The organism is Serratia sp. JSRIV004 (genome assembly GCF_019968705.1).
GTDB classification, from domain to species: Bacteria; Pseudomonadota; Gammaproteobacteria; order Enterobacterales; family Enterobacteriaceae; genus Chania; species Chania fonticola_B.
The window spans coordinates 59,140-71,356 of sequence record NZ_CP074140.1 but is presented as its reverse complement, the minus strand read 5'-3'; the positions used below and the strand labels follow the sequence as shown (position 1 = coordinate 71,356).

The 12,217-nt window shown below is 57.8% G+C and carries 10 protein-coding genes; 4 read left to right on the top strand and 6 right to left on the bottom strand.

Going from position 1 to position 12,217, the window contains the following annotated elements:
- Positions 1 to 37: 37 nt before the first annotated feature.
- Complete coding sequence (xylB, locus tag KGP21_RS00285) at positions 38 to 1,489, top strand: xylulokinase (RefSeq protein WP_223536776.1); 1,452 nt, start codon at positions 38 to 40, stop codon at positions 1,487 to 1,489.
- Between the two features lie 99 nt (positions 1,490 to 1,588).
- Here the strand turns inward: xylB and KGP21_RS00280 are convergent, their stop codons facing one another.
- Positions 1,589 to 2,131: a CS1 type fimbrial major subunit gene (locus tag KGP21_RS00280; RefSeq protein ID WP_021807301.1), complete on the bottom strand. Its 543-nt coding sequence runs from the start codon at positions 2,129 to 2,131 to the stop codon at positions 1,589 to 1,591.
- A 333-nt stretch (positions 2,132 to 2,464) separates the two neighbouring features.
- On the opposite strand from KGP21_RS00280, the gene KGP21_RS00275 reads away from it, so the two are divergent.
- Both KGP21_RS00275 and KGP21_RS00270 read left to right on the top strand, forming a co-directional pair.
- Positions 2,465 to 3,016: a cysteine hydrolase family protein gene (locus KGP21_RS00275; protein WP_223536774.1), complete on the top strand. Its 552-nt coding sequence runs from the start codon at positions 2,465 to 2,467 to the stop codon at positions 3,014 to 3,016.
- A gap of 2 nt (positions 3,017 to 3,018) precedes the next feature.
- Complete coding sequence (locus KGP21_RS00270) at positions 3,019 to 3,936, top strand: GlxA family transcriptional regulator (protein ID WP_179248601.1); 918 nt, start codon at positions 3,019 to 3,021, stop codon at positions 3,934 to 3,936.
- Here KGP21_RS00270 and KGP21_RS00265 read toward each other — a convergent pair.
- A complete protein-coding gene (locus KGP21_RS00265; RefSeq protein ID WP_223536772.1) occupies positions 3,933 to 4,925 on the bottom strand; it encodes an acyltransferase in 993 nt (330 codons plus the stop codon). The two genes, KGP21_RS00270 and KGP21_RS00265, sit on opposite strands and share 4 nt — an antisense overlap.
- Before the next feature lie 229 nt (positions 4,926 to 5,154).
- On the opposite strand from KGP21_RS00265, the gene KGP21_RS00260 reads away from it, so the two are divergent.
- Positions 5,155 to 6,399: an MFS transporter gene (locus KGP21_RS00260; protein WP_223536769.1), complete on the top strand. Its 1,245-nt coding sequence runs from the start codon at positions 5,155 to 5,157 to the stop codon at positions 6,397 to 6,399.
- Between the two features lie 45 nt (positions 6,400 to 6,444).
- Here the strand turns inward: KGP21_RS00260 and KGP21_RS00255 are convergent, their stop codons facing one another.
- The 4 genes from KGP21_RS00255 to KGP21_RS00240 all read right to left on the bottom strand — a co-directional run bounded on the left by KGP21_RS00255 (position 6,445) and on the right by KGP21_RS00240 (position 12,146).
- A complete protein-coding gene (locus tag KGP21_RS00255) occupies positions 6,445 to 7,983 on the bottom strand; it encodes an aldehyde dehydrogenase family protein (protein ID WP_223536766.1) in 1,539 nt (512 codons plus the stop codon).
- A gap of 211 nt (positions 7,984 to 8,194) precedes the next feature.
- Positions 8,195 to 10,036, bottom strand: coding sequence for a selenocysteine-specific translation elongation factor (gene selB / locus KGP21_RS00250; RefSeq protein ID WP_223536764.1), 1,842 nt, complete (start codon positions 10,034 to 10,036; stop codon positions 8,195 to 8,197).
- Positions 10,033 to 11,424, bottom strand: a complete 1,392-nt coding sequence (selA, locus tag KGP21_RS00245) for an L-seryl-tRNA(Sec) selenium transferase (protein ID WP_223536761.1) — start codon at positions 11,422 to 11,424, stop codon at positions 10,033 to 10,035. Before selA ends, selB begins: the two co-directional genes overlap by 4 nt.
- 71 nt (positions 11,425 to 11,495) lie before the next feature.
- Positions 11,496 to 12,146, bottom strand: coding sequence for a DcrB-related protein (locus KGP21_RS00240; protein ID WP_059199233.1), 651 nt, complete (start codon positions 12,144 to 12,146; stop codon positions 11,496 to 11,498).
- Positions 12,147 to 12,217 lie beyond the last annotated feature (71 nt).

Here is a 12,217-nt window from a genome sequence, read left to right as displayed (position 1 = left end):
GTGGGCCATCTCACCGCGCTTCAAAGGATCCGTGCTCATGTATATTGGAATCGATCTCGGTACTTCCGGCGTGAAAGTCATCCTGCTAGGCGAGCAAGGCCAACTGCTGGCCAGCCAGAGTGAACCACTGCCCATCTCACGCCCCCATCCCCTATGGTCTGAACAAGACCCGCAAGATTGGTGGCAGGCCACCGACCGCGCCATGTTGGCATTGGCTAAACAGCATAGCCTGCAACAGGTCAAAGCCATTGGCCTGACCGGCCAGATGCATGGCGCAACGTTACTGGATAAACAGCAACGGGTATTACGCCCGGCCATCCTGTGGAACGATGGCCGCAGCTTTGCGCAATGCCAGGCACTAGAACAAACCGTACCCAACTCACGTGAAATCACCGGCAACCTGATGATGCCCGGCTTCACCGCCCCCAAGCTACTGTGGGTCAAGGAGCACGAGCCACAGATTTTCCAGCAGATCGATAGGGTGTTATTGCCGAAGGATTACCTGCGTTGGTGCATCACCGGCGAGTTTGCCAGCGATATGTCCGATGCCGCAGGGACAATGTGGCTAGACGTCGCCAAACGTGACTGGAGCGACGCCATGCTTGATGCCTGCGAGCTGACGCGTGAGCAGATGCCTGCGCTGTTTGAGGGTAACCAGATCACCGGGCAAGTGGATAGCGAACTGGCCCAACGTTGGGGGATGGCGCCGGTGCCGGTGGTAGCTGGCGGGGGTGACAATGCCGCCGGGGCGATCGGCGTTGGGCTGTATCAGGCCGGGCAGGCGATGCTGTCACTGGGTACCTCTGGCGTCTACTTCGCCGTCAGCGACGGTTTCCTCAGTAACCCGACCAGTGCGGTGCACAGCTTCTGCCATGCGCTGCCGCAGACCTGGCACCTGATGTCGGTGATGCTCAGCGCGGCGTCCTGCCTGGACTGGGCCTGCCAGTTAACCCATGTCGACAGCGTTGCCACCTTGCTGCGTAACGTTGAGCAGGCCGCTCCTGCTGAAACGCCGTTATGGTTCTTGCCCTATCTTTCCGGCGAGCGTACGCCACACAACAACCCGAACGCCAAAGGCGCCTTCTGGGGCTTCACTCATCAACATGGGCCGAACGATCTCGCACGGGCAGTGCTGGAAGGCGTGGGTTTTGCACTGGCGGATGGCATGGACGTGCTGCATGCCAGCGGCCTGCAACCCACGGCTATCACCTTGATTGGCGGCGGCGCACGTAGCCCGTTCTGGCGCCAGATGCTGGCGGATATCAGCGGCCAACGGCTGGAATACCGCACCGGTGGTGACGTTGGCCCGGCATTAGGTGCCGCGCGTCTGGCGCAGATTGCGCTGAACCCTGGGGTATCTTTGAGCACCCTACTGCCTGAATTGCCGTTAGAGCAGGTGCATGAGCCGGATGCTGAACGGCATCAATATTACACCGCCCAACGCAATACTTTCCGCGAGCTTTACCGCTGCCTGCAGCCGCTGATGTAATTCACCAACGCCTCTGCCAGGTACATACATATCCAACACCTATGTATGTACTTGGCTGCTCCCGTTGGCATTAGGCTTTAAATTGCTCAGTATTAAGGGCTAAATCGAGCCGGCCGCGATCTCAAACAGCATCACCATTTCCCCGGTATACAAACCTTGGGTGTCGGCATTGCCGTTGCTCTTAGGCGCATTAGCGTTCACCTTCAACTGATAAACGCTTTGATAGCCATTGCCCACCTGAACTTTCTGATCGAAGGTTTGCGCCGCGCCACTAGCACCAAGATCTTTGCCATTGCTGCCTTCACCGGCAAACTTAACCTTCACCCCATCCATTTTATAAGCCGAATCGGTGCGGGCGATCTCAAGTGGATGAACCAGCGACACGTTGAACTGCGGCGTAGTGCTCCAAACCTGTACCGGTATACTGCTGGCGAAAGATTGCTGTGTACCATCGGTGGCCGCTAAATCCACCGTCTGATACCAATCCCCACTCTGCGGGCGAGAAACAAAAATACTGTCTCCGATAGTGGCGGTGATAGTGATGGTTTTGGTGACCGAAGCGTTGTGTTCTTGTGCCTGACTCATCCCTGAAAAAAACAGCAGTCCACCCGCGATAATTACTGCCAACTGACGTTTTTTCATGTTTGGTTGCCCATTCAGATAAGTTAATCGTTACCGATATGGCTGCCAACAATTCGGTTTCTTATTCCTTTGCTATTGCCCTCCAAAATCGACGATAAATGAAACCTGCACATCATTTGCAGACCAGCGGTTGGGGTCATTACCCTCCTCGTTCCAGTCAAAGGACGGTCAATCAATTATAGTAATCAATACCGCGTTCACCGGGATTATTATCGGTAACCGCCCGCAAACCTCATCCCGTCCGTTGTTGTCATCATGATGGCCGTTTTTGACCTTCTTTCTGCCCTATCGCCAGCGCAATATGGTGTTATACCAAATAGAGGAGGGCCGAAAATGTCACGTAGCGCACTATTGATCATCGATGTTCAACAATCCTTTCAGCATCGTCCGTTCTGGCAGGAAGACGATCTGCCTGCGTTTCAACAGGCGCTGACACGCCTGATTGCGGGTTGTCAGCAGCAAGAGGTGCCGCTGGTCGACGTATTCCATGTCTCGCCTGAGGGACCGTTCTCCTTGGCATCTGGCTACGTGAAACGCCTGCCGTTCCTGAACCATCAGGCTGACGTTACGGTGCAAAAGCGAGTACACAATGCGCTGACTGAATCTGGCCTGGATGCCTGGCTGCGTGAACGCCAGATCAACCATCTGATCATCAGCGGTATCCGCACCGAGCAATGCTGTGAAAGCACCACCCGCGTCGCCTCCGATCTGGGCTATAAAGTGACGTTTGTGACCGAAGCCACACTCACTTTCCCAATGCATCACCCGGACGGCAGCCTCTTTACCCCCGAGCAGTTAAAGCGGCATACTGAAACCGTGCTGGTCGACCGCTTTGCCACTATTGCCAGCGTCGATCAAGCATTGGCGCAACTTTCGCAGGAATAATCATGCCCAAGGCCGTTTACTTTCTGATGCTCCCCAACGTGCTGTTACTGGATGTCAGCGGCCCGGCAGAGGTATTGCGGCTAACCGGGCAGTTCCAGCTGCACTATGTCAGCCCGGTGCCGCAAATTTCCTGCTCCATCGGCATGACCATCGGCCAGCTAGCCCCCTTGCCACAGCGGTGGAACGAAGGGGATATTCTGGTGATACCGGGGGTGGCAGACTCAACGCATTACTTTGCTAGCGAGGAAGCGGCTCTGGCACGCAATTGGCTCCAGGCATTGCGCCCGGCTTTGGCCCAGCGGCAGATAGATCTGGTATGTGTCTGTTCCGGTGCGCTGTTGGCCGCCCAGGCCGGATTGCTCGACGGCTATCATTGCACCACTCACCACGCCGTGATCGAGCGCTTGCGCCAGCAGGCACCGGCAGCACAGGTGAAGGAAAACCGTATTTTTGTTGAGGATCGCGGCGTGTTTACCAGCGCAGGCATCACCGCCGGTATCGATTTGGCCCTGCACCTGGTCAATCAGCACTGTGGGGCTGACCGCGCGCTAGAGATTGCCCGTGAGATGGTGGTGTATTTCCGCCGCTCCGGCGACGATCCGCAGCTCTCCCCGTGGTTACGCTATCGCAATCATCTGCATCCAGCCGTGCACCGGGCGCAGGATGTGATGGCCGCCGAGCCGGAGGCCGAGTGGTCGGTCCCTCAGGTAGCGGAGAAAGCCCACGTCAGCAGCCGCCATCTGGCCCGGCTGTTCCGTCTGCATATCGGCCTCAGCGTTCGGGAATATCATGAACAGCTGCGGCTGGCGGTCGCACAGCAGCGGCTGCAGCAGGGCTACGGCCTGGAAAAAGCCGCGCTAACCGCAGGCTTCTCCTCTGGGCGCCAACTGCGGCGGGCACAGCAGCGCTGGCAGGCTTAAGACACCAGCCGCCGGGTATCCACTTTCTGTAACCCCATCGACAACAGCAGGCTCACGCCAAGCGCCATGCCAAACACCCAGAAGATATCCAGCAGCGGGTAGGCCGGAAACTCCCAGTGGCGATTACGCATCACGTTAACGATCAGGGCATGAAAGCCGTAGATCGCCAGCGAGTGGCGGGAAATCACGCCTAGCCAGCCGATTGGATTCGGCAGGCAGTTTTTGCACCACACCAGCAGCGAGACCGCCGCCACAAATACCAAGGGGCCGGTGTACATATAAAACGTATCGGCAAAGCTGCCGTTGATAAACATCTGGCTTTTGGTGCCACGGATAATCAGGACCACGCTAGCAACAAAGCACAGCACCGCCAACAGGCTCATACCGCGCCGTTGGGTAACCATCACGCCGATCGCTCGCCCTGCCAAGGCATACAGCAGGTAATAGAAGGTATCGCCAAAGATGTACAGGTTCACCGGTAGTAGCTGGACATTATCCAGGGTCAGCTTGCTGGTATTAGGGTTGGCGATAATCGCCAGAATGACGATCACCCCGGCCAGATAGCGGCCAGAAACCGGTTTGACGCTGATCAGCGGCGAAAGCAGGTAGACCACCGCAATGGCATAAAAGAACCACAGGTGATAAAACACCGGCTTTTGCAGGATAGCGCGCAACGAGGGCCAAAAGCCGATGCGGGTAAAGCAGGCAATATAAATCAGGGCAATGACGCTGTAGAACAAAATACAGCAGGTAATGCGGATAAAGTGTTTTTGGTTGGCACTGCGCTCACCAAAAAACAGAAAGCCGGAAATCATAAAGAACAGCGGCACCGAAGCCCGTGAGATCGAGTTCAATACGTTAGCCATATCCCAGTTATGTTCACCCACAGCCACACCGTTGGCGACGTAGTAGGTGGTCGCGTGGATCATCACCACCATCATGCACGCCAGCGCACGCAAGTTATCTATCCAACCAATTTTATTGCTCATTGCTGCCCGTCAGTTGCCTATAATTCTGTCATAACGAAATGTTAATCAGAGGTTATAGCTCAGGGGGGCACAGCACAACGCTTAAACGCGCTATTAAGAATGAGCCTAAAATCACCTTATGATTGCCAAGGTGAACAATTGGCGGCAAAATAGCCGCCACAACTCGCTCAGTTTGCGCTCTCCCGCCCTGGCAGTTCCTTATTTCTTCTTTACTATCAGTAAAATAAAAATGAAAACATCATTACCCCCTGCGGCACTTCTGGGCCGACAGGCGCTTTTATTCCCACTTTGTCTGGTACTGTTCGAATTCGCGACCTATATCGCCAACGATATGATCCAGCCCGGTATGCTGGCGGTCGTGGCCGATTTCAACGCCGGTGTGGAGTGGGTGCCCACCTCAATGACCGCCTATCTGGCTGGCGGTATTTTCCTGCAGTGGCTACTTGGCCCGCTGTCAGATCGCCGTGGCCGCCGCCCGGTGATGCTGGCCGGGGTGCTGTTCTTTATCGTCACCTGCCTGGCCATTCTGCTGGTCACCAATATCGAGCAGTTTATCGTGATGCGCTTCCTGCAAGGGATCGGCCTGTGCTTTATCGGCGCGGTGGGCTATGCCACCATTCAGGAGTCGTTTGAAGAGGCGACATGTATCAAAATCACCGCGCTGATGGCTAACGTGGCGTTGATCGCCCCGCTGCTGGGGCCGTTGGCCGGGGCTGCCTGGGTTCACGTCGCCTCCTGGCAGAGCATGTTTGTACTGTTTGCCGCCCTGGCCGCGATTGCCTTTGTCGGCCTGTGGAAAGCCATGCCTGAAACCGCCACGCTGCGAGGGGAAGCCTTCTCGGCGGCCAACCTGTGGCGGGACTATCGTCAGGTGCTGGTCAATCGGCGCTTTATCTGTGGTTCATTGGCTATCGGCTTTGCCAGCCTGCCGCTGTTGGCCTGGATTGCCCAGTCTCCGGTGATCCTGATCAAGGGTGAGTCACTCTCGGCGCTGGACTATGGCCTGTTGCAAATCCCGGTGTTTGGCGCGCTGATCCTCGGCAACCTGACGCTGGCTCGCATCACCGGCAAACTCAGTATTGAACGCCCGATCAAGCTGGGCGCATGGCCGATGCTGCTGGGCCTGCTGCTCGCCGCGCTGGCCACGGTATTTTCCGCCCATGCCTACCTGTGGATGACCGCCGGGCTGAGCCTTTACGCTTACGGCATTGGTTTGGCGAACGCCGGTCTGTATCGCCTGACGCTATTTTCCAGCAACGTGAGCAAAGGTGCCGTTTCGGCCGTGATGGGGATGCTGAGCATGTCGGTGTTCACCATCGGGATCGAGTTGGCCAAGGTGGCCTATGTCTGGGGCGGTAACGGATTATTCAGCCTGTTCAATCTGGTCAGTGGCCTGTGTTGGCTGATGTTGACGGCGCTGTTCCTCAGCAAACACCGTGGTGGCGCCACTCCCGCACCGAATGTCACAGTGTAATGGTTAACCAGTCCTCTCCCAAAGGGAGAGGACTGGTGTGAGGGTTTAGAACAGCCCCATCGGTTTTTCGGAGTAGCTCACCAGTAGGCACTTGGTCTGCTGATAGTGCTCCAACATCATCTTATGGGTTTCCCGCCCGATCCCCGACTGTTTGTAGCCGCCGAACGCCGCATGTGCCGGGTAAGCATGGTAGCAGTTGGTCCAGACGCGGCCCGCCTGAATGTTGCGCCCCATCTGGTAGGCAATGTTGCCGTTGCGGCTCCACACCCCGGCCCCCAGGCCAAAATCGGTATCATTGGCCAGCGCCAGTGCTTCATCCATATCCTTGAAAGTGGTCACCGCCAGCACCGGGCCAAAAATCTCTTCCTGGAATACCCGCATGCTGTTCTTACCGAACAGAATGGTAGGTTCCATGTAGTACCCTTGCGCCAACCCGCCATCCAGTGCCTTACGTCGGCCACCGGTCAGCACCTTGGCTCCTTCCTGCTTGCCGATCTCGATGTAGTTAAGAATGGTCTTCATCTGCCCTTCGGAAACCTGCGCCCCCATTTGGGTGCTGGCATCCAGCGGGTTGCCGCTACGGATGCTCTCCACCCGTTTGATCGCCCGCTCCATAAAGCGCTCGTAGATCGATTCCTGCACCAGCGCCCGGCTCGGACAGGTACAGACTTCCCCCTGGTTAAAGGCAAACAGCGCAAAGCCTTCCAGCGCCTTGTCGAAGAACGAGTCCTCTTTGTCCATCACGTCGGCAAAGAAGATGTTGGGTGACTTGCCGCCCAGTTCCAGCGTCACCGGAATGATGTTCTGGGTGGCGTAGCCCATGATTTGGCGGCCCACTTCGGTCGAACCGGTAAAGGCCACTTTAGCGATGCGCTTGGAGGTGGCCAGATATTCCCCGATTTCACCACCTGCGCCGTTGACCACGTTGATCACCCCTGGCGGCAGGATGTCCTGGATCAGTTCCATCAGCACCAGCACCGATAGCGGCGTCAGCTTGGCCGGTTTCAGCACGATGCAGTTACCCGCTGCCAGCGCTGGCGCCATCTTCCAGCACGCCATCAGCAGCGGGAAGTTCCACGGAATGATTTGTGCCACCACGCCCAGCGGTTCGTGGAAGTGATAGGCGACAGTTTCGGAGTCGATCTCGCTGATGCCGCCCTCTTGCGCTCGTACGCAGGCAGCAAAGTAGCGGAAATGGTCGATAGCTAACGGAACGTCGGCATTGACGGTTTCGCGGATCGGTTTGCCGTTATCCCAGGTTTCTGCCGCCGCCAGCAGATCGATATTCTGCTCCATGCGATCGGCGACCCGGTTGAGCAAATTGGCGCGCGCCTGCACCGACATTTTCCCCCATGCCCCTTTGGCATCGTGGGCCGCATCCAGAGCCAACTCGATATCCTGGGAGGAGGAGCTGGCCACTTCGCACAGCGTCTGGCCGGTGATCGGCGTCAGGTTGGTGTAATACTCGCTCTGTACCGGCGCCACCCAGGCACCACCGATAAAGTTGTCATAACGTTTTTTCAGCTTGAGAGGAAACCCGGTGTTTTCAGGCGTGAGGTGACTTGCCGTAGTGGTATTCGCCATTTGTATCTCCTTTTAACGTGGCTGCAACCTTACCGCCCGCAGACGGTAAGCAGGTTCACGGCACCATGGCCGCAGATCAAACTTAAGAAGCGGTGAACGATCTCTAGCCGGAATGATAGGGGTTTATGAGGAGAAATGGCGAAACAATGCTCAAACGCATGAGGGGTGTCACAATCTTTTAAACTGGGCGCAACAATATGCACCCATAATTTCAACCACCAAACAGCCCGCGATCCCGTAGCAGGTGCTGATTCCCCTTGCGCCGGGTAAAGCCGCTACGATCGAAGAATTCCAATACCTGGATCGCCAGCTTGCGGCCAATCCCCAGCCGATCGCGGAAATCACCGGCATTGGTGCTGCCTTGCGTGGCGTCCAGCTCGCGGATCATTGCGGCAAACTGTTCGATACGCTGGCTGAGGTAGTAGCGATCGACCACCACGGCGGTGACGTAGCCAAGCTGTGCCGCCTTGCGCAACGCGGCGCGAACGCTGTTTTCCTCTTCGCCCAACGAGGCGGCCAGATCGCGCACCCACCAGGGATCGTCACTAAACAGCGGCTCAATGCGGCTCCACAGCGCCTGTTGCTCGCTGCTGAATGCCAAACCGTGGTCCGGCAGGTGCAGCCAGCCGCGCGTATTGCGCAGCAACCCCGCCGCCAGCAGCCGATCGATCATCATAAATACCAGCGGCTCATGCAGCGCCGGTAACGCCATTCGGCGCAGACGAGCCCGCCCCAGGCCTAGCTGATCGGCATGTTGCTGATGGTATTCGGCCAACACCTGCAACAGGCGTTGCTCATGCGCTTGCACGTTGGTTGGGGCTAGCGCCATGTCGCCGGAGATCATCAGGGCATAGCCCGCCAGCAGTTCCTGCAGACCGTCATCCGTCAGTTGTCGCGCCCAGGCAAACGCGGCCAAATCCAGTGCGTCACCCGGCAAGCGCAAATCCAGCACCTGCCCATCGCTGGATGCCTGAGCCAGCGCGGCCAGCCAGGCCAGATATTCCGGCTGACGCTTGCCCCGTTTCGGCGAGGAGAGCCCCAGCACGCGTGCAGCGCCCAGCGTTTGGCGTGCGCTGATATCCCGCAGTACCAACCGATCGTTTTCCACCAGCCACAGCGGACGATCGAGGATCAGCTCCGCCAGGTTATCGGCCAGTAGCGCAATACGCCCGGTGATATGGCTGGCGGCATGGTGAATATGCAGCGACTGCCAGTGCTGTATCGGCGCATCGGCCTCTATCACCACCAGAATACGTTCTACCGCCGCTGGCGGTTGTTGCGCCAACAGCCAGTCGCCGCGCGTTAGCTGGTCTTTGCTGACGTCACCGCTGATATTCAGCGCAATGCGCTGTCCGGCAACCGCCTGTTCTGTCGCCTGATTCTGCGCATGCAAGCCGCGCACCCGCACTGGCACGTCCGCACCGGTCAGCCACAGCGTATCGCCTACCGCCACGCTGCCGCCCAGCGCCGTCCCTGTCACTACCAGCCCGGCACCTTTAACGCTGAAGGCGCGATCCACCGCTAGCCGAAAACGCCGGGAGAGTAAGTGCTCACCGGGTTGCAGCGCCAACAGATGCTGGCGCAGCTCATCAATACCTTTCCCCAGGGCCGCCGCAGTAACAAACACCGGCACATCATGCCAGCCCTGCTGTGCCAATTCGGCCAATACTTGGGTTTGCACTTCAGCGATTCGTGCAGGATCTACACGGTCAGCTTTGGTTAACGCCACCGTCAACTGCGCCCTGCCGCTCAGGCGCAGGATCGCCAGGTGCTCACGGGTTTGCGCCATTACGCCATCGTCACAGGCCACCACCAGCAGCGCATGGTCGATGCCGCCAATGCCCGCCAGCATGTTAGCGAGGAATTTTTCATGGCCGGGAACGTCGATAAACCCCAGCACGCGGCCATCGGGCTGCGGCCAATAGGCATAACCAAGATCGATGGTCATGCCACGGCGTTGCTCCTCCGGCAGGCGATCGGCATTGATGCCGGTGATCGCCTGCAGCAGGGTAGTTTTGCCGTGGTCGACATGGCCAGCGGTGGCGATAATCATGCGCTCAGCGCCTCAACCAGTGCGCCCTCCTGTTCCAGGCAACGCAGATCGAGCCACAGTTTGCCGTCGTTGATGCGGCCAATGACCGGCTGCGGCAAGCTACGCCACTGCTGGGCCAAACCTTCTAAGGTTGCGCCCCGGCCATCGAGTGGGGTAAAGGTCAACGCGTAGCTCGGCAGGCGATCTACCGGCAACGAACCGCTGCCAATCTGTGACCAGCACGGCTCGCTGCGCAGCTCGAAGCTGCCAGAAAATCGCGGAGCCAACTGGCTCTGCAAACGTTCGGCGGTTTCCTGCATCTGTTGCTGTGGACGGGTCAGTAAGCGCAAGGTGGGTAAGTGTTCTGCCAGTAACTCTGGCTGTTGATACAACCGCAGCGTGGCTTCCAGCGCCGCCAAGGTAATTTTGCCGACGCGCAGGGCGCGCTTGAGTGGGTGCTGTTGCAGACGGGCGATGAGATCTTTTTTACCTACGATAATCCCGGCCTGCGGCCCGCCCAGCAGTTTATCACCGGAGAAGGTCACCAGATCGACACCTGCAGCGATCAGGCGTTGCGGCATCGGTTCGGCTGGCAAGCCGTATTGCGCCATGTCGATCAGCGAGCCACTGCCCAAATCGGTCGCCACAGGAATGCCCTGTTCGTGGCCCAACACCGCCAGTTCGCTTTCATCGACCGCAGCGGTAAACCCTTGAATGCTGTAATTACTGGTGTGCACCTTCATCAACAGGCCGGTTTGCTCGTTGATGGCGGCACGATAATCTTTCAGATGTGTACGGTTGGTGGTGCCGACTTCCACCAGTTGGCAGCCAGCCTGGCGCATGACGTCCGGGATGCGGAACGCGCCGCCAATCTCCACCAACTCGCCACGTGATACCACCACTTGCTGGCCCGGTGCCACTGCCGCCAGCATCAATAGCACCGCCGCCGCGTTATTGTTGACGATGCAGGCATCTTCCGCCCCGGTGAGCTGGCAGAGCAAGTCCGCGATGGCCCGATCGCGGTGCCCACGGCCTGCACCATCCAAATCGTATTCCAGCGTCACGGCACTGCTCATGGCACTGACCACCGCATCAACTGCCGGTTGCGCCAACAGCGCTCGCCCCAGGTTGGTATGCAAAACGGTGCCGCTGAGGTTAAACACCGGTTGCAACGCCGGGCGCTGCTGTTGTTCCAGGCGTGCCTGTAGCGCCTGTGGCCAGTCCTGACACCAGGCGGGCAGCTGTTGCTGCGTCTTGATGGCTTCACGCGCCTGTGCCTGCATCTGGCGCAGTAGTTCGCTGATAAGCGTCTGGCCGTGTTTGGCGACGGCGGGTTCAACCGCAGGATCGCGCAGCAGGCGGTCAATGGCAGGTAACTGGCTGTATAGGTGCTGGGATTCAGTGCTCATGGTCACTCGATTTTTCAGTGTCCGGTTATCGGCAAACTGGCTTATTGGCGTGCCGAGCTAAACCAGTCAGGTTATTTAACCTGCATGGTATCAATAATTCGCTGTACCAGGGCATGATGTAGATCCGGTGTTTTAGCTGGTGTTAACAGCTGCAACGTCACGACCCGTTTATTGAACACCGTCAACACGATGGTGGAAACCAGTTTTTGCCCGTTGACCGTCTGTTCAGTATCCAAACGATGGAACTTCTGCTTACCGACGGTGAAATTCTCTTCTTTGGTTTTCTTGATGTTCTGATAGCGGTCGGACAGCTCAGTAATGATGCTTTGCGTCAGCTCTTTGAGCATCGCATCGCTGGTATTGATCTTCATGTCTGCTGGCGGGATCACTTCCGAAGCGACAGTGCGCTGGCGTGATTTGCTGTCGAGAAACAGCTGAATGGTCGACTTGTCGTCGTTGATGATGCCGCTCAGCTTGGTCTGATCGCTGAAGCCCGGCGGCAGTTCAAAGGTGATTTGGCCTTTTTGCAGCGAGACGTTCAGGCCAGGGACGGGCTTGGGTTCTTCCACCGGCGGCGCTGGAGCTGGCGTTACGGGTTGTGTCACTACCGGTTTTGGCGCGGGGGCGGGGACTTCCGGCTTTTTGCTGTCCTGATTATCGCAGGCTACCAGCCCGGTAAGCAGCACGGCTAACGCCGCGCCTTTGGCAAGGGTCTTCAACATCATGTCTTCCTTTCGCGTTACGCGTCTTGACGTAACGGTAGCAACTCGCTTGCCGGTTTGCCAGATGTCTA